The 21,503-nt window shown below is 70.7% G+C and carries 23 protein-coding genes; 12 read left to right on the top strand and 11 right to left on the bottom strand.

Annotated elements, in window-relative coordinates:
• Positions 1 to 15: 15 nt before the first annotated feature.
• Entirely contained in the window at positions 16 to 708 is a 693-nt protein-coding gene (locus tag PUW82_RS05635; RefSeq protein WP_274221311.1) for a DedA family protein, read from the bottom strand.
• 98 nt (positions 709 to 806) lie between these two features.
• On the opposite strand from PUW82_RS05635, the gene aspS reads away from it, so the two are divergent.
• The 6 genes from aspS to PUW82_RS05605 all read left to right on the top strand — a co-directional run bounded on the left by aspS (position 807) and on the right by PUW82_RS05605 (position 7,554).
• Entirely contained in the window at positions 807 to 2,147 is a 1,341-nt protein-coding gene (gene aspS / locus PUW82_RS05630; RefSeq protein WP_274221310.1) for an aspartate--tRNA(Asn) ligase, read from the top strand.
• A gap of 104 nt (positions 2,148 to 2,251) precedes the next feature.
• Positions 2,252 to 3,424: a mechanosensitive ion channel family protein gene (locus PUW82_RS05625; RefSeq protein WP_420792723.1), complete on the top strand. Its 1,173-nt coding sequence runs from the start codon at positions 2,252 to 2,254 to the stop codon at positions 3,422 to 3,424.
• Between the two features lie 164 nt (positions 3,425 to 3,588).
• A complete protein-coding gene (locus tag PUW82_RS05620) occupies positions 3,589 to 4,719 on the top strand; it encodes an ABC transporter substrate-binding protein (RefSeq protein WP_274221308.1) in 1,131 nt (376 codons plus the stop codon).
• A 41-nt stretch (positions 4,720 to 4,760) separates the two neighbouring features.
• On the top strand, positions 4,761 to 5,627 hold the full coding sequence (locus PUW82_RS05615) for an ABC transporter permease (RefSeq protein WP_274221307.1): 867 nt from the start codon (positions 4,761 to 4,763) through the stop codon (positions 5,625 to 5,627).
• Positions 5,624 to 6,424 carry an ABC transporter permease gene (locus PUW82_RS05610; RefSeq protein ID WP_274221306.1) on the top strand — a complete coding sequence of 267 codons (801 nt, stop codon included), beginning with the start codon at positions 5,624 to 5,626 and terminating at the stop codon, positions 6,422 to 6,424. Before PUW82_RS05615 ends, PUW82_RS05610 begins: the two co-directional genes overlap by 4 nt.
• Positions 6,421 to 7,554: an ABC transporter ATP-binding protein gene (locus PUW82_RS05605; RefSeq protein WP_274221305.1), complete on the top strand. Its 1,134-nt coding sequence runs from the start codon at positions 6,421 to 6,423 to the stop codon at positions 7,552 to 7,554. Before PUW82_RS05610 ends, PUW82_RS05605 begins: the two co-directional genes overlap by 4 nt.
• 22 nt (positions 7,555 to 7,576) lie before the next feature.
• On the opposite strand, the gene PUW82_RS05600 is transcribed toward PUW82_RS05605, so the two are convergent.
• From PUW82_RS05600 to PUW82_RS05575, 6 genes are all read right to left on the bottom strand, one after another.
• Complete coding sequence (locus PUW82_RS05600; RefSeq protein WP_274221304.1) at positions 7,577 to 7,879, bottom strand: Dabb family protein; 303 nt, start codon at positions 7,877 to 7,879, stop codon at positions 7,577 to 7,579.
• The gene (locus tag PUW82_RS05595) at positions 7,876 to 8,148 is read right to left on the bottom strand and encodes a glutaredoxin family protein (RefSeq protein ID WP_274221303.1); all 273 of its coding nucleotides are present in this window, start codon (positions 8,146 to 8,148) and stop codon (positions 7,876 to 7,878) included. The genes PUW82_RS05600 and PUW82_RS05595 overlap by 4 nt, the downstream gene beginning before the upstream one ends.
• 16 nt (positions 8,149 to 8,164) lie before the next feature.
• The gene (locus tag PUW82_RS05590; RefSeq protein ID WP_274221302.1) at positions 8,165 to 8,458 is read right to left on the bottom strand and encodes a rhodanese-like domain-containing protein; all 294 of its coding nucleotides are present in this window, start codon (positions 8,456 to 8,458) and stop codon (positions 8,165 to 8,167) included.
• Between the two features lie 92 nt (positions 8,459 to 8,550).
• Positions 8,551 to 8,649, bottom strand: a complete 99-nt coding sequence (locus PUW82_RS05585; protein ID WP_003792170.1) for a 30S ribosomal protein bS22 — start codon at positions 8,647 to 8,649, stop codon at positions 8,551 to 8,553.
• Between the two features lie 83 nt (positions 8,650 to 8,732).
• Positions 8,733 to 8,924 (bottom strand): helix-turn-helix domain-containing protein, encoded by a 192-nt coding sequence (locus PUW82_RS05580; protein ID WP_210007157.1) that lies wholly within the window; start codon positions 8,922 to 8,924, stop codon positions 8,733 to 8,735.
• Between the two features lie 94 nt (positions 8,925 to 9,018).
• Positions 9,019 to 9,426: an ArsR/SmtB family transcription factor gene (locus PUW82_RS05575; protein ID WP_274221301.1), complete on the bottom strand. Its 408-nt coding sequence runs from the start codon at positions 9,424 to 9,426 to the stop codon at positions 9,019 to 9,021.
• 97 nt (positions 9,427 to 9,523) lie between these two features.
• On the opposite strand from PUW82_RS05575, the gene PUW82_RS05570 reads away from it, so the two are divergent.
• Together PUW82_RS05570 and PUW82_RS05565 are read left to right on the top strand one after the other, a co-directional pair.
• Complete coding sequence (locus tag PUW82_RS05570; protein ID WP_274221300.1) at positions 9,524 to 10,966, top strand: TrkH family potassium uptake protein; 1,443 nt, start codon at positions 9,524 to 9,526, stop codon at positions 10,964 to 10,966.
• Entirely contained in the window at positions 10,959 to 11,630 is a 672-nt protein-coding gene (locus tag PUW82_RS05565; RefSeq protein ID WP_274221299.1) for a potassium channel family protein, read from the top strand. Before PUW82_RS05570 ends, PUW82_RS05565 begins: the two co-directional genes overlap by 8 nt.
• A 38-nt stretch (positions 11,631 to 11,668) precedes the next feature.
• Here the strand turns inward: PUW82_RS05565 and proC are convergent, their stop codons facing one another.
• Positions 11,669 to 12,511 (bottom strand): pyrroline-5-carboxylate reductase, encoded by an 843-nt coding sequence (gene proC / locus PUW82_RS05560; protein ID WP_274221298.1) that lies wholly within the window; start codon positions 12,509 to 12,511, stop codon positions 11,669 to 11,671.
• A 109-nt stretch (positions 12,512 to 12,620) separates the two neighbouring features.
• On the opposite strand from proC, the gene PUW82_RS05555 reads away from it, so the two are divergent.
• Positions 12,621 to 13,739 (top strand): alpha/beta fold hydrolase, encoded by a 1,119-nt coding sequence (locus PUW82_RS05555; RefSeq protein WP_274221297.1) that lies wholly within the window; start codon positions 12,621 to 12,623, stop codon positions 13,737 to 13,739.
• A 48-nt stretch (positions 13,740 to 13,787) separates the two neighbouring features.
• On the opposite strand, the gene PUW82_RS05550 is transcribed toward PUW82_RS05555, so the two are convergent.
• Positions 13,788 to 14,255, bottom strand: a complete 468-nt coding sequence (locus PUW82_RS05550; protein WP_274221296.1) for a nucleoside deaminase — start codon at positions 14,253 to 14,255, stop codon at positions 13,788 to 13,790.
• A gap of 50 nt (positions 14,256 to 14,305) precedes the next feature.
• Here PUW82_RS05550 and upp point away from each other — a divergent pair, with 50 nt between their 5' ends.
• The gene (upp, locus tag PUW82_RS05545) at positions 14,306 to 14,941 is read left to right on the top strand and encodes a uracil phosphoribosyltransferase (RefSeq protein ID WP_274221295.1); all 636 of its coding nucleotides are present in this window, start codon (positions 14,306 to 14,308) and stop codon (positions 14,939 to 14,941) included.
• A 37-nt stretch (positions 14,942 to 14,978) separates the two neighbouring features.
• Here the strand turns inward: upp and PUW82_RS05540 are convergent, their stop codons facing one another.
• Positions 14,979 to 18,509 carry a TM0106 family RecB-like putative nuclease gene (locus tag PUW82_RS05540; RefSeq protein WP_274221294.1) on the bottom strand — a complete coding sequence of 1,177 codons (3,531 nt, stop codon included), beginning with the start codon at positions 18,507 to 18,509 and terminating at the stop codon, positions 14,979 to 14,981.
• Positions 18,510 to 18,579: 70 nt separating this feature from the next.
• On the opposite strand from PUW82_RS05540, the gene PUW82_RS05535 reads away from it, so the two are divergent.
• Complete coding sequence (locus tag PUW82_RS05535) at positions 18,580 to 20,649, top strand: NAD(+) synthase (RefSeq protein WP_274221293.1); 2,070 nt, start codon at positions 18,580 to 18,582, stop codon at positions 20,647 to 20,649.
• A 4-nt stretch (positions 20,650 to 20,653) separates the two neighbouring features.
• On the opposite strand, the gene PUW82_RS05530 is transcribed toward PUW82_RS05535, so the two are convergent.
• The gene (locus PUW82_RS05530; protein ID WP_274221292.1) at positions 20,654 to 21,235 is read right to left on the bottom strand and encodes a hypothetical protein; all 582 of its coding nucleotides are present in this window, start codon (positions 21,233 to 21,235) and stop codon (positions 20,654 to 20,656) included.
• 133 nt (positions 21,236 to 21,368) lie between these two features.
• Between PUW82_RS05530 and PUW82_RS05525 the strand changes: the two genes are divergently transcribed.
• Positions 21,369 to 21,500 carry a hypothetical protein gene (locus PUW82_RS05525; protein WP_274221291.1) on the top strand — a complete coding sequence of 44 codons (132 nt, stop codon included), beginning with the start codon at positions 21,369 to 21,371 and terminating at the stop codon, positions 21,498 to 21,500.
• Positions 21,501 to 21,503 lie beyond the last annotated feature (3 nt).

The following is a 21,503-nucleotide window of genomic DNA, read 5'->3' as shown; positions in this document are numbered from 1 at the left end:
CTACGGCGCCTGCCCCTATGCGGACCCTGAGCGCTCGGCCCCGCCGTCGCGGCGCTCGCGCAGCAGCGCGCGTACGCGCACGAACACGAACCAGGCCACCGCGACCACGATGACGACGATCACGACCATCTGGAAGATCTCGGCGTACTGCTCGACGATGTGCCAGTTCTCGCCCAGCAGGAAGCCCGCCATGACGAAGATCGAGTTCCAGATCAGGCTGCCCGCCGTCGTCAGCAGCCCGAACTTCCACCAGTGCATGCGCGAGACGCCCGCCGGGATCGAGATGAGGCTGCGGAACAGCGGCACCATGCGACCGAAGAAGACGGCGATCGAGCCGTGCTTCTCGAACCAGTGGACCGAACGCACGACATCGTCGCCCTTGACCAGCGGCATCCGGTCGGCGATGCGGCGCAGGCGGTCCGCTCCCAGCCAGCGGCCGAGGAAGTACAGGATGTAGGCGCCGGCAACCGATCCGAACGTCGTCCAGAGGATCGCCTCCGGCAGGGTGAACGAGCCCCGCGATGCCGCGAGACCCGCCATCGGGAGGACGACCTCACTGGGGATCGGCGGGAAGAGGTTGTCCATGCCGACCGCGATCGCCGCGCCCGCGGGACCGATGGTGTCCATCAGCGACACCGTCCAGTCGGCCAGCGTCGTCAGCCACGAGCCGCCCTGCTCGGCGGACGCGGCCAGGATCAAGTCGGTCATCGGTGCCCTCGCGCTCGGTGAACGGTCGCCCGACCGGGCCCCGGGCACAGCCTAGGGCCGCCACGTCACAGATGGCTGGACGCGTAGACTCTCCCCTCGTGAGTGAACGCGTTCTCGTCCAGCAGCTGCAGGCCCTCCCCGACGGCCCCGTGTCGGTCTCCGGATGGGTCGAGACCGTCCGCGATCAGAAGAAGGTGCAGTTCGTCATCCTGCGCGACGAGACGGGCGCGGTGCAGCTGGTGAACCCGGCCACCCGTCCCGCCGAGGACGGCAGCGAGCAGGATGCCGCCGCGCTCGCGCTCACCGACCTCATCTCGAACCTGTCGACGGGCACCTTCCTCACCGTCACCGGGCAGCTCAAGCACGACGAGCGCGTCAAGCTCGGCGGCGTCGAGATCAAGATCGGCGACCTCGACATCGCCGCGGCCGCCCTGCCCGAGACGCCGATCGCGGCCGACTCCGGCCTCGACAAGCGCATGGACTGGCGCTTCCTCGACCTGCGCCAGCGCCGCAACAACCTCATCTTCCGCGTGCAGACGACGCTCGAGCACGCGATGCGCACGTACTGGATCGAACGCGACTACATCGAGATCCACTCGCCGAAGCTCATGGCCTCGGCATCCGAGTCCGCCGCCGAGCTGTTCGAGGTGCCCTACTTCGAGGACAAGACGGCCTACCTCGCGCAGAGCCCGCAGTTCTTCAAGCAGATGGCGCAGTCCGCCGGCTTCGGCAAGATCTTCGAGATCGGCGACGTCTTCCGCGCGGACCCCTCCTTCACTTCGCGCCACGCGACCGAGTTCACCTCGATCGACGCGGAGATCTCGTGGATCGACTCCCACGAGGATGTCGCGGCCATGCAGGAAGAGCTGCTGCAGTTCGCCTTCCAGGCGGTCAAAGACAAGCACGGCGCCGAGATCGCCGAGCTGTTCGGCGTCGAGGTCGAGGTGCCCGCCGTGCCGTTCCCGCGCATCCCGCTCGCCGAGGCCCGTGAGATCGTCGCGGCCCGCGGCTACGACATCCCCCGCACCGACGGCGACCTCGACCCCGAGGGCGAGCGTCAGATCTCGGCGCACGTGCGCGAGCAGCACGGTCACCAGTTCGTCTTCATCACCGACTACCACCCCGAGATCCGTGCGTTCTACCACATGCGCGACGAGCAGACCGGGCTGACGAAGTCGTACGACCTGCTCTTCAACGGCGTCGAGATCACCACGGGCGCGCAGCGCGAGCACCGCGTCGACGTCCTCATCGAGCAGGCCAAGGAGAAGGGCCTCGAGCCCGAGCACCTCGACTTCTACCTCGACTTCTTCCGGTACGGCGCCCCGCCGCACGGCGGTTTCGGCATGGGGCTGGCCCGCGTGCTGATGCTGCTGCTCGGTGAGTCGTCGATCCGCGAGGTCACCTACCTCTTCCGAGGCCCCACGCGTCTGGCCCCGTAACACACCACCCCGCACACCCGGCAAGCGTTCAGGCACCGCCGGTCGGCGCCCGTATCGTGGCTTCTCCGCTGACGAGAGGAGCAAGACGTATGTGGGACGGCTGGATGGAATTCGGCATCGCCGTGCTGGTGGGGCTCGCGGTCGCGGCTGTGATCGCGGTGGTCGCTCACATCGCGCTGCGCATCGCCGCGCGACGGCAGCGCTGGCCCGAGGTGCTCGGCCGCCGCTCGCGCACGCCGTTCCGTTCGCTGCTCGTCGCCATCGTCCTGTGGGCGGCCGTGCAAACCGCGTTCCCCGATGAGCTGTGGCGGTCGGTGCTCGGGCAGATCCTGACGATCGCCATCATCGCCGCGAGCGCCTGGCTGCTCGCCTCCCTCGTCCTCGTCGTCACCGACGTCGCGCTCGGGCGCTATCGCATCGACGTGCCCGACAACCGGGTCGCCCGCCGCATCCGCACGCAGATGCTGATCGTCCGCCGTCTCGCCGTCGCGATCATCATCGTTATCGGCATCGGGGCGGTGCTGCTGACGTTCGACTCGGTGCGGGCCGTCGGCGCGAGCGTCCTGGCCTCGGCGGGCATCGCGTCGGTGGTCGCCGGTCTCGCCGCGCAGTCGGTGCTCGCCAACGTTTTCGCGGGGCTGCAGATCGTCTTCAGCGACGCCCTCCGCGTCGACGACGTCGTCGTCGCCGACGGCGAGTGGGGCCGGGTCGGCGAGATCACCCTCAGCTACGTCGTGCTCGACCTCTGGGACGACCGTCGCCTCGTGCTGCCGTGCACGTACTTCACCACGACGCCGTTCGAGAATTGGACGCGGCGCGGTTCGGAGCTGCTCGGCGCCGTCGAGATGGACCTCGACTGGAACGTCTCGCCCACCGCGATGCGCGCGCACCTGCGCGACGTGCTCGAGCAGACCGACCTGTGGGACCGGCGCACCTCGGTGCTGCAGGTGACCGACGCGGTCGCCGGCTACGTGCGCGTGCGCATCCTGGTCACCGCCAAGGACGCCCCCACGCTGTTCGACCTGCGCTGCCTCGTGCGCGAGGCGATGGTCATGTGGGTGCAGCGGACCATGCCGCAGGCGGTTCCGGTGCAGCGTGTCATGATGACGGATGCCGCAACCTCCGGCTCCGGCGATGACCACCGCACCACGCACGACCCGACGCCCACCAACGACGGCTTGTTCACCGGCAGCGCCGAGGCCGAACGCCGCGCGAGCACCTTCACCAACGCCATCCCGGTCGTGACCGTCGGCGAGCCACCGGAACGCCGCGACTGAGGCGAGGCCGGGGCGCCGCTCCCGCGCACCGATAGGTCGGGGAACGGTCACCGCGCGTTCACCCTGCGAGGGCCGGTGCGACACGTGGCGCCCATAGGTTCCTTCCGCTCCCCCGCTTCCGGCGCTGCCCGTGCGCGCGGTCGGGGGCCACCCGAAAGGAACCCATGTCCCGCACCATCCTGCGCCGCACCGGCGCCGCCGTCGCCCTCGCGACCGCATCCGCCCTCGTTCTCGCTGCATGCGGCGGCACCTCCGAGGCCACCGACGCCGGTTCGTCCGACGCCGCCGCGGCCACCAGCTTGGCGGACTTCGGCACGCTCGCCGACCTCGAAGCTGCGGCGAAGGCCGAGGGCCAACTCAACGTCATCGCGCTGCCGCGAGACTGGGCGAACTATGGCGAGATCATCGACCTGTTCACCGAGCGCTACCCCGAGATCACTGTCAATGAGCAGTCCCCCGACGTCTCGAGCGCCGAAGAGATTCAAGCGGCCGAGACGAACGAAGGTCTCGACACGGCGCCCGACGTCTTCGATCTCGGCCTCGCCGTCGCCCTCCAGAACACCGATCGCTTCGCGCCGTACCAGGTGCAGACGTGGGACGACATCCCTGACGCCCTGAAGGAGGCGACCGGCCTGTTCGTCGGTGACTACGGCGGCTACATGTCGGTCGGCTACGACTCCGCGCGTTTCCCCGAGCCCGCAGGACTCGAGGACCTCCTCGGTGCCGAATACCGCGGAGCGGTCGCCATCAACGGAGACCCCACCCAGGCGGGCGCCGCCTTCGCGGCGGTGGGTCTGGCCACCGTCCAGTCCGGCGGCGAGCTCGACGACTTCCAGCCGGGCATCGACTTCTTCGGCGATCTGAACGCCGCCGGCAACATGCTCAAGCTCGACGTCACCAGCGCCACGGTCGCGAGCGGCGAGACGCCGGTCGTCTTCGACTGGGACTACCTCAACGCGACGCACGCCGAGAGCGTCCCGACGTGGAAGACCGTCGTCTTCCCCGGAACCGGCTACGCCGGCTACTACAACCAGGCGATCAACCGTGATGCACCGAACCCGGCGGCCGCGCGCCTGTGGCAGGAGTTCCTCTACAGCGACGAGGTGCAGAACCTCTGGCTCGCCGGTGGTGCTCGTCCCGCGCGCATGCAGGCGATGCTGGCTGCAGGAACGCTCGACGAGGCGCTCGCGGCGAAGCTCCCCGAAGCCCCCGCCGAGACCGTCGTGCCGACCGAGGAGCAGTCCACCGCCGCCGGCACACTGCTCGGTGAGAAGTGGGCCGCGGCGGTCCAGTGACTCACGTCCCGGCTCCGCACATCGCGCCGGGCGATTCCGCCATGACCGGTCGGGGCGCTGTTCACCCCGACTGGTCATGGCTGGGCCTGCTGCCGTTCGCCGCGTACATCGCGCTGTTCCTGGCGCTCCCGACCGCCCTCGCGCTGGCGACGGGCCTGTTCGACGGCGACGGCGCGCTCACGCTCGACAATGTCGCCGCGCTCACCGACCCGATCATCGTCGCCACCTTCGTCAACTCGGGCTGGGTGTCGCTGCTGACCGCAGGGATCGGCGCCGCCGTCGGGGCTCTCGTGTGCTGGGCGATGCTCGGTCTGCGCGACGGGGGCCTCGTCCGCACGACCGTTGATGCGGCATCCGGTGTGCTCGCGCAGTTCGGCGGGGTGATGCTGGCTTTCGTCATGATCGCCGCCATCGGGACGCAGGGCATCGTGACCCGGTTCCTCGCCGAGGTGCTGGGCATCGATCTCTACGCGGACGGCGCGTGGATCTACGCACTGCCGGGGCTCATCCCCGCCTACATCGTCTTCCAGGTGCCCCTCATGATCATCACCTTCATGCCCGCGCTCTCCGCGCTCAGACCGAGCTGGGGCGAGGCGCACCAGACGCTCGGCGGCACCCCCGCCGGCTTCTGGCTGCACGTCGGCTTCCCCGTGCTGGCGCCCTCGTTCCTGGCCAGCTTCCTCCTCCTGTTCGCGAACGCGTTCTCCTCCTACGCGACGGCGGCGGCGCTGGCGAGCCAGGGCTCGCAGATCGTCCCCCTTCAGATCCGCGCGGCGCTCACGAGCGAGACCGTACTCGGACGCGAGAACCTCGCCGGCGCGCTCGCGTTCGGCATGATCGTCGTCGTCTCGGTCGTGATGGGCGCATACACGCTCATCCAGCGGCGGGCCGCGAGGTGGCAGCGGTGAAAGACGTGCTGGCCCCCTCTCCCGTCGCCCGGTGGGCGGTCGGCCTCATCGTCGGTGTGGTCTTCGCCGTGCCTTTCGCCGCGACGCTGCTGTTCACGCTCGCGACGCCGGACGGCGGCTACTCGATCGATCGCTGGCTCGCCATCGCGGATCCTACGAACGCTGCGCGGTATGCACCGGTATGGACGGGGCTCGGCAACTCGCTCGTGCTCGCGGTCGTGACCGTCGCCATCGTGCTGTTCCTGTTCGCACCCACGATGGTGCTCGTCGCGTTGCGATTCCCGAACCTGCGCCGGGGTTTCGAGTTCCTCGCGCTGCTCCCGATCGCGATCCCCGCCATCGTCCTCGTCGTCGGGCTCGCCCCCATCTACCTGACCATCGGGCGCGCCGTGGGCACGGGGGCGTGGACACTCGCCTTCGCCTACGGCGTCCTGGTCCTGCCCTTCGCGTACCGATCGATCCAGGCCTCGATCGACGCCGTCGATCTCCGAACGCTCACCGAGGCGGCCCGCACGCTCGGGGCCGCATGGCCGACCATCCTGATCCGGGTCGTCGCCCCGAACCTGCGGCCCGGGCTGCTCGCCGCATCCCTCATCTCGGTCGCCGTCGTGCTCGGCGAGTTCACGATCGCTTCGCTGCTCAATCGCCCCGTGCTTCAGACCGGGCTCGTCGTCGTCAACCGCCAGGATGCATGGGCGGCCGCCATCTTCACCCTGCTCGCTCTCGCCTTCGCGTTCGTGCTGCTGCTCGTCATCGGGCGCATCGGACGGGTCGGCTCTGGAAGGAACGCTCCGTGACCTCGACCGACCCACTCCTGCACCCGCTGCCGCGCACCGCCGACAACCCCCTCATCTCCGGCGCCGACGAAGGCACGCGAGTCGAGTTCCGTGGCATCGTGAAGGACTACGGCACCACGCGCGTGTTGCACGGTGTCGATCTCGACGTCGCGCCGGGCGAGTTCGTATCGCTTCTGGGCCCGTCGGGCTGCGGAAAGACGACCGCGCTGCGCGTGCTGGCCGGACTCGAACGTGCGACAGCCGGCTCCGTGGTCGTGGGTGGCCGCGATCTCTCGGCCGTCCCGACCAACAAGCGCGACCTCGGCATGGTCTTCCAGTCCTACTCGCTCTTCCCGCACCTGCGGGTCCGCGACAATGCCGCCTTCGGACTGCGCCGCCGCGGCGTGGGCGGGAGGGATGCCGCCAGGCGCGCGGGCGACGCGCTCGACCTCGTCGGACTCGGGCACCTCGGCGACCGGTTCCCGCATCAGCTCTCGGGCGGACAGCAGCAGCGGGTCGCGCTGGCTCGCGCTCTCGTGACCCAGCCGCGCGTGCTGCTCCTGGACGAGCCACTGTCGGCCCTCGATGCCAAGGTCCGGGTGCAGCTGCGCGACGAGATCCGCCGCATCCAGCTGCGGCTCGGCATGACGACCCTCTTCGTCACGCACGATCAGGAAGAAGCGCTGGCGGTGTCCGACCGTATCGCGGTGATGAACGCGGGGCGCATCGAGCAGGTCGGCTCACCGGAGGACCTCTACCTGCGACCCGAGACGCCGCACGTCGCCGCGTTCGTCGGCATCAGCAGCCCGGTGCCCGGCCGGCGCCACGGCGACCGGGTGTCGGTGTGGAACGTCGAGCTGCGCGTCACCGGCGACGGCCCGGACGGCGACGTGGATGTTCTCGTGCGACCTGAGAACGTGCGCCTGCAGCGCGCCACGACCGCGAACGACGAGGCGGCAGTCGGGGCTCGGAGCGTTGGTGCCGTCGTCGAGGAGAGCACGTTCTTGGGCAGCTACCGCCGCACGCTGGTGCGAACGGCGGATGGCGTGCTCCTGCGAGCTCAGCATGCCGCGGGCGAGCGCCTCGAGTACGGCGAGAGCGTCCACGTCTCGTTCGTCGATCAGCCCGTGGCGGTGCGCCCGCAGACCTGAGCGCCGGGGCGCCGCCTCGGGGTCAGACCTCGAAGTCGACCGAGATGCGGCTCGCCACGACGCCGCGCACGTAGCCGACGACCTCCTGGTGAGCCGGGTGCACCTGGTATTCCTCGAGCCCGGCGAGGTCGTCGAAGTCGGCGACCAGGGCGACATCGCCGTTGACATCGGCGTACGCCATGTTCGGCCCGATGCTCAGCGAGCGGAGCGAGGGGACGACTCCGACGAGGCCCCGGATGCGGCGCGTGACCTCAGCGGCGTGCTCAGCGCGGGTCTGCGCGTCTTCGGCCGCGAGCTTCCAAGCGACGACGTGGCGGATGGTCATGCGGACTCCTCGGTCGGTGTTTCCTCGGTCAGGGCGGCGCGCAGCCGGTCGGCGGACACGCGCCAGTGCGCGTGAAGGCGGTCGTCGATCAGCACGACGGGGATCTTCTCCCACCACTGCTCGAAGAGCGACGGGTCATCGAGGATCGACCTCTCTGCGACCTCGACCTCGATGTCGCCGGGCAGATCGGCCACCACCGTGTCGACGATCTCGCGTGCGACGTCGCAGAGGTGGCAGTCGGGCTTCGAGATGAGCGTCAGCGTGGTCATCGGGCGCGCGGGATGCTCAGCGCTCGAGCTCGAAGCCGCGCCCGGCCCACTCACCCGTGCCGCCTTCGACGTTCGTCGCGTCGTAGCCGCGGGCCTCGAGGGCCGTGACGACCTGAGCCGAACGGCCGCCAGCCTGGCAGATGACGTCGAATGCGACGTCGGGCAGCTCGCTCAGGCGCTCACCCAACTGCGACATCGGGATGCTGATCGCTCCGGGGACGCGCCCCGAGGCGAACTCGTGATCCTCGCGGACGTCGATGAGGGGCGCGTCGCGGCCGGCGCGCAGGTCGTCGATGGTGATGGATTTCATGCTGATTCCTCCACGTCCAGCCTAGGACGGCGCAAAGCACGAAGCGCCCCTCGGCCGAAGCCGAATGGGGCGCTCAGTGACGTCGCCGCGACTTACTTCTTGTTACGGCGCTGGTGGCGAGTCTTGCGAAGCAGCTTGCGGTGCTTCTTCTTCGCCATGCGCTTGCGGCGCTTCTTGATGACAGAACCCACGGAAAACCTCACTATGTCAGGGTCTGGACGCATCTCGTGTGCGCCCGGGAACAGGCATCTCGCGAAAAATGCCTCGGATCAGTCTAGCCGACGTCGGAGATCGGCCGTTGCACCGCGTCGCGCACGGCGGATTCGGGCACGCGGTAGCTGCGCCCGAACCGCACGGCGGGGAGTTCGCCCGCGTGGACGAGACGATAGACCGTCATCTTCGACACCCGCATGATCTCGGCCACCTCCGCGACAGTCAGAAAGCGCACATCGGGCAGCTCGGCCATCGTCATCCTTTCCCCCAGTGCGAACACTCTAGGGGTCGGCTGTGACGCCTGTAAACCGATGTGACCGGTGTGATTCGCCGGTGGCGGATCCCCCTCAGCGCGCGGGTCGCTTGCCGAACACGCTCGTGACGGCGTGCTTGGCGGATGCCGCAGCGCGGCCGACCAGTTCGGCGGCGGCCGCCGCGGGCTCGGGCAGCGCCACGGGCGGGTCGGCGTCGTAGGGCTCGGCCGTGAGGAAAGGCACGAGCCAGTCGTCGACGACGTCGAGCGGCTCGGGCGACAGGCTGTAGTAGCGGTGCTGCCCTTCCTCGCGCACCGTGACGAGCCCCGCTTCGCGCAGCACCTTCAGGTGCTTCGAGATCGTCGGCTGGCTCACGCGCAGCTCATTGACGATCTGCGAGACGCTCGTCCCCGAGACGCGGGGGTCGGAATCGCGATCGAGGAGGAGACGCAGGATGTCCCGACGGGTACCGTCGGCGATCACGTCGAAGATGTCCGCCATGCCTTCAGGTTAGTCGGCGCGCACGCCCGAGTACCATGACATCGGCACCGAGCTACGGCGGCGCCCGAAGCAAGCGCTGATCGTGGGGAGGACACGCATGGCGGAGCAGTCCGTCGGCGCGATCGTCCTGACTCGCCTCAGGGCGTTCGGCCGTGAGGCGTGGGACGCCGGACGCGATCTGGCCACGGCCTCGCCTTCGCGGTTCGCCGTGCTGATCTTCTCGACGCTGATCCTCGTCTTCACGACGCTGTTCTCGCTGCCGGCGGCATCCGCGGATCACGTCGCCACGCCGTTCGCCGACGCGCTGTTCACGGCGGTGTCGACGATCTGCGTCGCCGGTCTCGCGACGGTCGACATGGCGACGCACTGGTCGCCCTTCGGCCACGTCCTCATCTACATCGGCGTCAACGTCGGCGCGATGGGCGTGCTGACCCTCGCCTCGATCCTCGGCCTGGTCATCTCCAAGCGCCTGGGCCTGCGGGCCAAGCTCATCGCGGCGGGCGATACGAACCCCCTGCGCGCCCACGGCGGTCCGGTCGCCGAGGGCCAGGCGGTGCGGCTGGGCGAAGTCGGTTCACTGCTGCGCACCGTCGCCCTCTCGACCCTGGTGATCGAGGCGGGTCTGGCGATCCTGCTGTACCCCTCGCTGCTCATCGGCGGAGTGGACCCGCTGACGGCCCTCTGGGAGGCGCCGTACTACGCGGCGATGGCCTTCACGAACACCGGCTTCTCCCCCAACGCCGAGGGTCTGCTGCCGTTCGCGCAGGACTACGTCATGCTCACGGTGCTCATGGCCGGGGTGTTCCTCGGTTCCATCGGCTTCCCCGTCATCTTCACGCTCTGGCGGCACCACTTCCATGTCCGCGCCTGGTCGCTGCACGCCAAGCTCACGATCATCACGACGATCGTGCTGTTCTTCGTCGGCGCCGGCGTCTTCCTGCTGCTCGAGTACGACAACCCCGCGACGTTCGGGTCGATGGAGGCCTGGGACACGACGTTCCAAGCGTTCTTCCTCTCCGCCATGACGCGATCGGGCGGGTTCTCGGTCATCGACATCGGCGAGATGCACGGGTCGTCGCTCATCGTCGGCTCGATGCTCATGTTCGTCGGCGGCGGGTCGGCCTCGACCGCCGGCGGCATCAAGGTCACCACGCTCGCCGTGCTCGCGCTGGCCGTGTGGTCCGAGGCCAAGGGGCGCCCGTCCGTCGAGGCGTTCGGCCGCCGCATCCCGAGCGACGTGCAGCGCGTCGCCCTGTCGGTCGTGGCGTGGAGCGCGACGATCGTGGCGCTCGGAACCGTCACGATCGCCCAGATCACCAAGGCTCCGGTCGACCTCGTGCTCTTCGACGTCATCTCCGGCTTCGCGACGGTGGGGCTCTCGACGGGCCTGACCGCCGAGCTGCCGGACCCCGCGGTCTACGTGATGGCCCTCGTGATGTTCATGGGCCGCGTTGGTACAGTGACTCTCGCTGCGGCGGTGGCTGCGACATCCCGTTCACAGTTGTACGCCCTCCCCGTCGAAAGGCCGATCGTTGGTTGAGCAGATCCGAAGCGACGCGCCCGTCCTGGTCATCGGGCTGGGGCGCTTCGGCGCCGCCTGCGCCGGCGAGCTCGATCGTCTCGACCGCGAGGTGCTCGCCATCGACGACAGCCTCGAGCTGGTGCAGAAGTGGTCCGAGCGCGTGACCCACGCCGTCCAGGCCGACGCCCGCAACCTCGACGCCCTCAAGCAGATCGGCGCCCAGGACTTCCAGGTGGCGGTCGTCGCGGTCGGTTCCTCGATCGAGGCGTCCGTGCTCATCACCGCGAACCTCGTCGACCTGAAGGTGCCGCAGATCTGGGCGAAAGCGGTGTCGCAGTCGCACGGCAAGATCCTGGCCCGCGTCGGCGCGAACCACGTCGTGTATCCCGAGCGGGAAGCCGGCGAGCGCGTCGCGCACCTCGTGAGCGGCCGCATGCTCGACTTCATCCGCTTCGACGACGACTTCGTGCTCGCGAAGATGTACCCGCCGAAGTTCATCCGCGGCGTCGGACTCAACGAGTCCGGCGTGCGCACGAAGTACCACGTCACCGTCGTGGGTGTGAAGAGCCCGGGCAAGCCGTTCCGCTACGCCGAGGCCAACACCGTCGTGACCAACCACGACCTGATCATCGTCTCGGGCACCAACTCCGACATCGAGCGCTTCGCCTCCCTGGACCGCTGACCCCGCGCCGTGGTGCGACCCCTTCGGGGGTCGGTGGGTCAGGAGCCCGCGGCGAGCTCGCGGGCACGGGCGAGGGCGGCGTCGGTCGCGCGGGCGAAGACCTCGTCGAGGTGGGCGTCCTGCAGCACCGCGATCGCACGCTCCGTCGTGCCTTTGGGGCTCGTGACGCGGCGGCGCAGCTCCGCGGGGTCCTCGCCCGTCGCGTCCAGCAGCGCTGCCGCGCCGATGAAGGTCTGCTCGGCCATCACCCGCGCCGCGGACTCGCCGAAGCCCTGACCGACGGCGGCCCGGGTCAGCATCTCGATGAGCAGGAAGACGTACGCCGGCCCCGAGCCCGAGATCGTCGACAGCGCGTCGATCTGGTCCTCGGGCACCTCGACGACCACGCCGCATGTCTCGAACAGGGCGCGCACCACGGCCATGTCAGCAGCGGATGCCGCGGGGCCGGCGGCCAGCCCGGTGACCGCCTTGCCGACGACGGCGGGGGTGTTCGGCATCGAACGGATCACCGGCTGCTCGGCGCCGAGGATGCTCGCGAAAGTGTCGATCGTCACGCCCGCCGCGAGGCTGACGACGACGGTGCCCGGACGCAGTGCAGGGGCGATCTCGCGCAGCAGGTCGGGCACCATGGCCGGCTTGACGCCGACGAGGACGATGTCGGCCGCGGCGGCGGCATCCGTGTTTCCGGAGGGCCGGTCGGCGAGCGCGATGCTCGTCACGCCGGTGAGGTCGGCGAGCTCCGCGGCCTTCTCGGGCGAGCGGTTGGTGACCGTCACTCCGCCCGCCGCGGCGCCCGATGCGACCAGCCCCGACAGGATCGCACCGCCCATCGAACCGGCTCCGAGGATGGCGATGGGGGGCAGGGCGACGGCATCCGGCATGCGGCCATCTTAAGTCCGGCCGTTTCCCAGCGGACGGGAAGGCCGCGCGGTAGAGTCGAAGCGTCCGCGGGCGCGGAAGCGCTCGCCGCGCAGAGCGAAGGATCCCGCCATGCCCCTCTTCGACGGCATCACACCACGCATCATCGAGACGTCGCGCCTGGCGGTGAACATCCTCGAGCGCGCGGCCGACGATCCGGCCACCCCCGCCGACCGGACCCTCGTGCTGCTGCATGCGGCTCCCGGCTCCAGCTTGTTCTGGCAGGAGATCATGGAGGACCTGCCCAGCGACGTCCGGCCGATCGCGATCGATCTGCGCGGCTTCGGCGGAACGGAGCATCTGCCCGTCGACGCGACACGGGGTGTTCGCGATTTCTCGGACGACGTCCGGGCCACGATCGAGCAGCTCGATCTCGACGCCGTGCACGTCGTCGGATGGGGCCTGGGCGCCGCCGTGGCGATGCAGTACGCGCTCGACCATCGCGTGCTCTCGCTCAGCCTGCTGTCGCCGATCTCGCCCTACGGTTTCGGCGGCACCCGGCCCGACGGCGCGCGTCTCACCGATGACGACGCCGGCTGCGGCGGCGGGGCGGTCAGCACCGCGCTCGTCGAGCGGCTGACGGCGCGCGACGCCGGCGACGATGAGGGATCGCCGCGTCGCATGTTCCGGACCACCTTCGTCTCTCCCGACTACGAGTCCGAGAACGAGGACACGTGGATCGAGGCGATGCTCTCGACCTCGACCGCCGAGGGGAACTACCCCGGCGACAGCGTCACCAGCCCGCACTGGCCCGGGTTCGCCGCGGGACGTCTCGGCGTGCAGAACGCGCTCGCGCCGGGCAACTTCGACGTCTCGGGCATCGCCGAGCTCGGGGCCCCGTACGACGCGCCCCCGATCCTGTGGGTGCGCGGCGGCGCGGACGTCATCGTCGCCGACGGGTCGTTCGCCGACACCGGCCACCTCGGCGAGATCGGCGCGTTGCCCGGCTGGCCCGGCGTCGAAGCGGCACCCGCGCAGCAGATGGTCGCGCAGACCCGCAGCGTGCTCGAGCGCTACCGCGCCGCGGGCGGTCAGGTCACCGAGGTCGTCATCGAGGGCGTCGGCCACGCCGTGCACCTCGAGCGGCCCGGCAAGGTGCGCACGGCCATCCTGTCGACGATCGGCTACCTCGGCACCCCGATCTCGCCGGCGCCGCCGACCGAGGCGATCATCCTCAGCTCCTGGGACTGATCAGCCTCGACGGACGGGGCTCAGCGGAGCAGGCTCGACGGACCGGGCTCAGCGGTGCGCGGCGAAGAACCGCCGCAGCAGCGCCGACGCCTCGTCGGCCCGGATGCCGGCGACCACCTCGGCACGCACGGGAAGCCGGCGATCGCGGACCACGTCGTACTGCGAGCCGGCGGCCCCGGCCTTGTCGTCCCACGCACCGAACACCAGTCGCGAGACGTGGGACTGCAGCACGGCTCCGGCGCACATGAGGCAGGGCTCGAGCGTGACCGTCAGGGTGCAGCCGGTGAGGTTCCACGAGCCGGTCGCGGCCGCGGCTGCCCGCAGCGCGACCACTTCCGCGTGCGCTGTGGGATCGCTCGTCGCCTCGCGCAGGTTGCGCCCCTCGCCGATCACCGCGCCCGCGGCATCCGTCACGACCGCCCCGACCGGGATGTCGCCGGCGTTCGCCGCAGCGGCCGCGAGCTCGAGCGCGCGCGCCATGACGCGGTCGTCGTCGGGTCGGGCCGGCAGGGTCACCGCTCCAGCGTAGGCCGAGGCATCGCGGGACGGCCGCATAGGATCATCACATGCGTGTTCACGTCGCCGACCACCCCCTGATCACCCACAAGCTGTCGGTGCTGCGCGACAAGAACACCCCGTCGCCGGTGTTCCGCCAGCTCACCGAGGAGCTCGTCACCCTGCTGGCCTACGAGGCCACGCGCAACGTGCGCACCGAGCGGGTCGAGATCGAGACCCCCGTCACCACCACGACCGGCCTGGCGATCGCGCGCCCGCGGCCGCTCGTGGTCCCGATCCTGCGCGCGGGACTCGGCATGCTCGAGGGCATGACCAAGCTGCTCCCGACCGCCGAGGTCGGTTTCCTGGGCATGGCACGCAACGAGGTCACCTTCGAGCCGACGACGTACGCCGAGCGGCTGCCGGAAGACCTGAGCGACCGCCAGTGCTTCGTGCTCGACCCGATGCTCGCGACCGGTGGCTCGCTCGGCGCCGCGATCGACTTCATCTTCCAGCGGGGCGCGCAGGACGTGACCGCGATCTGCATCCTCGGCGCCCCCGAGGGCGTGGCGGCGATCGAGAAGCAGGTCGGCGACCGCGATGTGACCCTCGTGCTCGGGTCGCTCGACGAGCGCCTCGACGAGCGCGGGTACATCGTCCCGGGCCTCGGCGACGCCGGCGACCGCCTGTACGGCACCGTCGACTGATCCCGCGGGCGGCATCCGCCGGCCTGCCACCGGCCCGTCAGGCGACCCCGACGAGCCGGGCGAACGCGCTCAACCGAGCCACCCCGTCGGGGGTGCGCGGCAGGTCATCCAGGATGCCGGTGCCATAGACCACGTACGCCGTGTGCTGTGCGCGCGAGACGGCGACGTTGAGCCGGTTCTGCAGCAGCAGGAACTCCAGCCCGCGCGGGGCGTCACGACCCGAGGATGCCGCGAGCGACACGATCGCGACGGCGGCCTCCTGCCCCTGGAACCGGTCGACGGTGCCCACCGGCACCTCGGGGAAGCCGGCGGCGACGAGCGCCTCTTCGACCATCACCTGCTGCGCGTTGTAGGGCGTCACGACGATGATGTCGCGCTGCTCGAGCGGACGGGACCCGACGTCGGGGTCGGCCGTCCAGGCTCGGCCGACGAGGTCGCGGACCAGCCCGACGACGACCTCGGCCTCCTCCGGTGAGGCGGTCGCGTTTCGGCGGTGTCCGAGCGGCATGGCAGTCATTCCCGCCGGGACGCCCTCGAGCGTGCGTCCGGCGGTCGTGGGGTGCGCGGCGAGCTTGCCGTCGTAGGAGAGCACCGACACCGGCTCGGCGACCTCCGGACGCATCCGGCGCGTTCGCGCGAGGAAGAAGCCGCGATCCTCGGGGATCACGTGCGCGCCGTCCATGATCCACCCCAGCGCCGACGTGTCGACCGGCTCGGGATGGGTGCCCTGGCTGACCTGGGGCAACTGCTGCGGGTCGCCCAACAGGAGCAGCCGTGAGGCGGCCACGGACACCGCGATGGTCGAGGCGAGCGAGAACTGACCCGCCTCGTCGATCACCAGCAGGTCGAGGCTGCCGCGCGGGATGCGACCGGCATGGGTGAGGTCCCACGCGGTGCCGCCGACGACGAACCCGGCCGACTGCGCGCCGACGAAGTCGGCGACGCCGTTCTTGGGGATGACGGTGAACGTCTCGTCACCGCGCGCCTGGCCCTTGACAGCCTTGGCGATCTGCGCCCGCGGGACGCCGGCCGCGGCGATCCGGTCGAGCATGTTCTCGACGACGGCGTGCGACTGCGCCACGACGCCGACGCGGTAGCCGCGTTCGAGCACGAGCCGCGCGACGACGTGCGAGCCGACGTAGGTCTTGCCGGTGCCGGGCGGGCCCTGCACCGCGAGGTAGCTGCGGTCGAGGTCGAGGATGGTGCGCGCGATGTCGGACACGTCGTCGCCGCTGCCCCGGACCAGCGCTCCCGCGTGCGTCCGCGGCGGGCGACGCAGCAACAGGTCGGTCGCCGGGTCGGCGGGCAGTCCGGGCGCGGCTTCGATGACCGCATCGGCCCAGGCGTCGATGGCCGCCTGCTGACTGCCGGCGGGCGGCGGGGCCACCGGGGTGAGGGCGATCGGGAGCTCCGACCAGGTGAACCCGCCGGCGGCGAGCTCTTCGACGATCGCCCCATCGTCGAGGACCTCGACCACGCGCACCCGCCGATCGGCGTGGATGAATCGCGGGCGCGGCTCGGTCGGGAACGGCGCCGGTGTCTCGTACAGCGCGAACGGGGACGAGTCGACCGACAGTCGCGTGCCCGGGGCCACCTCGCCGCGCAGCTCGAGCAGACGTCGGTCGCTGCGGGCTCCCTCGGGCCGGTTCCAGTCTTCGACGACCCGGCTGCGGTCGGCGGCCACGGCGATGACGTCGCGCGTGTCCTCCCACATCGACAGCGGCTCACGCAGTCGCAGGAAGTGCGTGGCCCAGAACGACTTGCCCTCGCGCGGGTAGTAATCGATCGCAGCGGCACCCAGCCGCAGCGCGAGCGCGGCGGGAGCCTCGTCGCCGGCCGGGTCGTCGTCGGCGCGGGCCTGCGCCAGCCGACCGAGGGTCACCGCCCGAGGCGACGGTTCGTACGAGCGTTCCTCCGGCTCGACGTCGGCCGAGGGGCGCAGCTGCGCCTCGCGAGCGCGGTCGACGAGCCAGTCGCGCAGCCGCAGCGTCGAGACGCAGTCGTAGCGGTTGTAGTCGGCGAGGTCGGCGAGGATCACGGCGGCGGCATCCGACTCCCCCGCATCGGCGAGCGCACGCGCCTCGACGTACCGCACGATCGAGTCGTCGCCCTTCTGGACGTCGCTCGTGCGCACATGCTCTCCCATGTAGAGCGGTTCGAGCTTCTTGATCGAGTACGACCGGGATCCCACGCGCAGCGCCCGGCGCACGATCGGGTAGAGGTCGACGAACACGCCGTCGCGCAGCAGCCGGTCGACCTCGGCCTCGCCCACGCCGTAGCGGGCGGCCATCGCCAGCAGATGCGTGGGCTCGTAGGGCGCGTAGTGGTAGATGTGCATGCCGGGGTGCGTCGCGCGCTGCGCGGCGACCACCTGCAGGAACGTCTCGAACGCGCGCTTCTCGTCGTCGAACGTATGCGCCCACAGCGCGGAGTACTGCTCGTCGAGGTCGACCCACCCGAACAGGTAGTCGATGCCCCACTGGCGCGACGCGCCCTCGGTGTAGAGGGGGTCGCCCTCGAAGTCGAAGAACATGTCGCCGCGGTCCGGACGCGGCAGCGCCCCGAGCGCCTTGGGGAAGACGACCTCGAACGTGGGCACCGGCGGGAGCGCCGCGGATGCCGCAGCGCCGGCCTCGGCGGCGGGGGCGGCCTCGGTCGAGACGCCGCCGGCGGGACTGTCGAGCTGCAGGCGCGCCTGCGTCCGCAGACCTGCGAAGGTGTCCCAGGACATGCGCGGCGGCGCCTCGCGCGCCGCCGCGAGCTCGTCGATCGTCGCGATGCCGGCGGCGCGCAGGCGCTCGCGCTGGAGCGGTCGCATGCCGGCCACCAGCAGCAGGTCGCGCGAGGCCACGACCTCGAGGTCGCAGGTGGCGCAGCGTCCGCAGGCGAGGACGCGCAGCTCGCCGCGATCGTCTCCCCACGCCAGCGGCAGGCCCGCGGCGCCGGCGGCGACGTCGCGGTCGTCGATGAGCGCCCGCAGCCGCTGCCGGCGCAACGCGAAGACCGGCGCGATGTCGGCACGCGCGTGGCGTGAGACCGTGCCGTCGCCGAGGAGCAGCTCGACCTCGTCGGCCACGGCGACGCCCGCGCGGTCGAGCTGGACGGCGTAGGCCTCGAGCTGCATCAGCGCGGTCACGCGTGCGTGGCGGGCGAGCTTGGTGTCCTGGACGATCCACCGGTCGTCGGCGTCGCGGACGAGGAAGTCGGCGAACCCGACGAAGTCGGTGTCGGCGAAGGCGGCCTGATAGACCACCCGGGCGTCGGAGGCGAGAGCGGCTCGCGTCTGCGCGACGGCCGCCGCCAGCCCGGCGGCATCCGACGAGCGCGTCTCGGGGATGACCGCGACGGCACCGGGGAGATCCCGTTGATAGGCGGCGAGGACGCGCCGCTCGTGCTGGTCGCCCAGGCGCCCGGCGCGCTCGAGGGTGAGATCGACGGGGTCGTCGACCGCCGCCGTCCGCCCGAGCTTCGCGTCGATCGCCCGCAGCCACGCGAACTCGCATTCGGCAGCCGCCTTCAGGTCGCTCGCGCTCCAGACGATCCGGCCTTCGTCCTCGATGTATCGCATGATCCCCTTCCGTTCAATGACCCTAACCGCGGGGTGCGACACCGCCTGCGCCGGTGCCAGACTGGGCCGGGTGAACACGTCGCTCCCCTTCGCCAGCGCCTACGCCCACGGTTTCGCCCGCGTCGCCGCGTGCACCGTCCCCGTGGCGATCGCCGACCCCGCGACCAACGCCGAGGCCGTGCTCGCCGAAGCGCGCGCGTGCGATGCCGAATCGGTCGCGGTCGCCCTGTTCCCCGAACTGTGCCTGACCGGGTACGCCATCGAGGACCTCGTGCTGCAGGACTCCCTCCTGGATGCCGTCGAGGCGGCGATCGAGCGCATCGTCGCGGCATCCGTCGATCTCATGCCCGTGCTGGTCGTGGGCGCGCCGCTGCGCCACCGCAGCCGGCTCTACAACTGCGCCGTCGTCATCCACCGGGGCGAGATCCTCGGCGTCGCGCCGAAGGCGCACCTGCCCACCTACCGGGAGTTCTACGAACGGCGCTGGTACGCCGCGGGCGAGGAGTGGGACGGCGAGAGCATCCGCATCGGGTCGCTCGAGAGCGTCTTCGGAACCAACCTGCTCTTCGACGTGCGCGACGTGCCCGGCCTCGTGCTGCACGCCGAGATCTGCGAGGACATGTGGGTCCCGGTTCCGCCGTCGTCGCGGGCAGCGCTGGCGGGGGCGACGGTGCTGTTGAACCTGTCGGGCTCGCCCATCACGATCGGCCGCGCCGACGACCGCCGCGCGCTCGTGCAGTCGCAGTCGCTGCGCTGCCTCGCCGTCTATGCGTACGCCGCCGCCGGCCTCGGCGAGTCCACGAACGACGTGTCGTGGGACGGGCAGACGATGATCTACGAGGGTGGTTCGCTGCTGGCCGAGACCGAACGCTTTCCCGACGGCCCGCGCCGAAGTGTCGCCGACGTCGATCTCGACCGCGTGCGCCAGGACCGCTACCGCCAGGGCACGTTCGACGACAACCGCCGCACGACGGGCAGCGACTTCCTCACGATCGAGACGTTCCTCAACCCTCCGGCGGAGGACATCGGCCTGCGACGCGTCCTCGACCGCTTCCCCTTCGTGCCCGACGACCCCGCCCGCCTCGACCAGGACTGCTACGAGGCGTTCAACATCCAGGTGTCGGGCCTTGAGCAGCGCATGCGGGCGATCGGCGGCCCACGGCCCGTGATCGGGGTGTCGGGCGGCCTGGACTCGACGCACGCGCTGCTGGTGGTCGCGCGCGCGATGGACCGGATGGGGCGCCCCCGCAGCGACATCCTCGCCTACACGATGCCCGGCTTCGCCACGAGCGACCACACGAAGTCGAACGCCGTCGCCCTGGCCGAGGCCATCGGCGCCACGATCGAGACGATCGACATCCGCCCGGCCGCGAACGAGCTGCTCCGCGGCATCGGGCACCCGTTCGCCTCGGGCGAGCCGGTCTACGACGTCACGTTCGAGAACGTCCAGGCGGGCGTGCGGACGGACTTCCTGTTCCGGCTCGCCAATCGGCTGAACGGCATCGTCATCGGCACCTCCGATCTCTCGGAGCTCGCACTGGGGTGGGCGACGTACGGCGTCGGCGACCACATGAGCCACTACGCCGTGAATGTCGGCGTGCCCAAGACGCTCATGCAGCACCTCATCCGCTGGGTGATCGCCCACCGCGAAGGGACGGGTACCGACCTGTCCGACGAGGCGGTCGCGGTGCTGCAGTCCGTGCTGGACACCGAGATCAGCCCCGAGCTGGTCCCCGCCGGCGAGGACGGCAAGGTGCAGTCGACCGAGTCGACGATCGGCCCGTACGCGCTGCACGACTTCGCGCTGCACCACATCCTGCGGTACGGGTTCCGTCCGTCGAAGATCGCCTTCCTCGCGCAGCACGCCTGGTCGGATGCGGATGCCGGCGACTGGCCCGTCGGATTCCCGCGCGACAGTCGCTACGCGTACGACCTGCCCGAGATCGCCCATTGGCTGCAGGTGTTCCTGAAGCGGTTCTTCGGGTTCGCGCAGTTCAAGCGCAGCGCGCTGCCCAACGGGCCGAAGGTCGCCGCCGCGGGATCGCTGTCACCCCGCGGTGACTGGCGTGCGCCTTCGGACGGCAACGCCGCGACGTGGCTCGCCGACCTGCGCGCGGCACTCCCGGACCTCGTCGACTGACGGCTCAGGCGGTCGGCAGCGTGCCGTAGGCGAGCGTGATCAGCCAGCCGTCGCGCGAGACGTCCACGAGCGTGTACTTCATGTTGCGGTCGGGGATCCAGCCGCGCTGACGACCGGCATCGAGCCGCACCTGCTCGGGCGCGACCCGCACGCCTCGGCCGTCGGCCTCGAGCACCGCCTGCACGTGTACCCAGTGATCGATGAGGTCGAGGGTGTTGCCCGTCGAGAACAGCCGGGAGTGCTTGCGCATCCTCGTCAGATCGGCCGGCTCGGGGTTGCTGTCGCGGATGTCGATGCCGATCGGCAGCCCCGGATCGCTCACGGCCACGACCGTCGCGGCGCGGTAGCTCGCCGTCGTGATCGCCAGCGGCACGTCGACGCCCTTCCGCGAGGCGATGAGGCGCGTGTGATAGCCGAACCCGCGTGGTGACTCGCGTTCGACGAGCACGTCCTTCTCCTCGCATCCGAGCTGCGCGGCGACCAGCTCGCGGGCGATCATCCGGCGCCGGTGGTGCACCGTGATCGCCGGGTCCCAGCCCAGCCGAGCGGTGATGCCCGCCGGGGTGTCGAGAAGTACTGTCTGCATGCTGCCAGCTCCCGCCTGTCGATGGTCTGACCTCGCTCGGGAGTCTACTCAGCCTCGGTTGGCGCTCGGCCACCCCCGCCCGGGCTTAACCCGCCGGCGGCGGGGCCACCCCGGGCTCGCCTAGGCTGGCGGAATGAGCTTCGACAACGGTGACGACAAGCGCCCGACCTCGGCCCGCATCGCCATCTGGGTGGTGGTCGGCGGCATCGGCGCCTACCTCTTGATCTCGGGCATCCTCGGGATCCTCGCGCGCGGCGGGGCCTGACCC

This window comes from Microbacterium thalli (genome assembly GCF_028737325.1).
Taxonomy (GTDB): Bacteria; Actinomycetota; Actinomycetes; order Actinomycetales; family Microbacteriaceae; genus Microbacterium; species Microbacterium thalli.
Note: the sequence above shows the minus strand (reverse complement) of the source record. Positions and strands in the feature narration are given on the sequence as shown.

Coding starts and splice junctions, on each gene's coding strand:
- PUW82_RS05635 (WP_274221311.1), bottom strand. CDS start 708: ATGACCGACTTGATCCTGGCCGCGTCCGCCGAGCAGGGCGGCTCGTGG.
- PUW82_RS05625 (WP_420792723.1), top strand. CDS start 2,252: ATGGAATTCGGCATCGCCGTGCTGGTGGGGCTCGCGGTCGCGGCTGTG.
- PUW82_RS05620 (WP_274221308.1), top strand. CDS start 3,589: ATGTCCCGCACCATCCTGCGCCGCACCGGCGCCGCCGTCGCCCTCGCG.
- PUW82_RS05615 (WP_274221307.1), top strand. CDS start 4,761: ATGACCGGTCGGGGCGCTGTTCACCCCGACTGGTCATGGCTGGGCCTG.
- PUW82_RS05600 (WP_274221304.1), bottom strand. CDS start 7,879: ATGACCATCCGCCACGTCGTCGCTTGGAAGCTCGCGGCCGAAGACGCG.
- PUW82_RS05595 (WP_274221303.1), bottom strand. CDS start 8,148: ATGACCACGCTGACGCTCATCTCGAAGCCCGACTGCCACCTCTGCGAC.
- PUW82_RS05590 (WP_274221302.1), bottom strand. CDS start 8,458: ATGAAATCCATCACCATCGACGACCTGCGCGCCGGCCGCGACGCGCCC.
- PUW82_RS05580 (WP_210007157.1), bottom strand. CDS start 8,924: ATGGCCGAGCTGCCCGATGTGCGCTTTCTGACTGTCGCGGAGGTGGCC.
- PUW82_RS05575 (WP_274221301.1), bottom strand. CDS start 9,426: ATGGCGGACATCTTCGACGTGATCGCCGACGGTACCCGTCGGGACATC.
- PUW82_RS05570 (WP_274221300.1), top strand. CDS start 9,524: ATGGCGGAGCAGTCCGTCGGCGCGATCGTCCTGACTCGCCTCAGGGCG.
- proC (WP_274221298.1), bottom strand. CDS start 12,511: ATGCCGGATGCCGTCGCCCTGCCCCCCATCGCCATCCTCGGAGCCGGT.
- PUW82_RS05555 (WP_274221297.1), top strand. CDS start 12,621: ATGCCCCTCTTCGACGGCATCACACCACGCATCATCGAGACGTCGCGC.
- upp (WP_274221295.1), top strand. CDS start 14,306: ATGCGTGTTCACGTCGCCGACCACCCCCTGATCACCCACAAGCTGTCG.
- PUW82_RS05540 (WP_274221294.1), bottom strand. CDS start 18,509: ATGCGATACATCGAGGACGAAGGCCGGATCGTCTGGAGCGCGAGCGAC.
- PUW82_RS05530 (WP_274221292.1), bottom strand. CDS start 21,235: ATGCAGACAGTACTTCTCGACACCCCGGCGGGCATCACCGCTCGGCTG.
- PUW82_RS05525 (WP_274221291.1), top strand. CDS start 21,369: ATGAGCTTCGACAACGGTGACGACAAGCGCCCGACCTCGGCCCGCATC.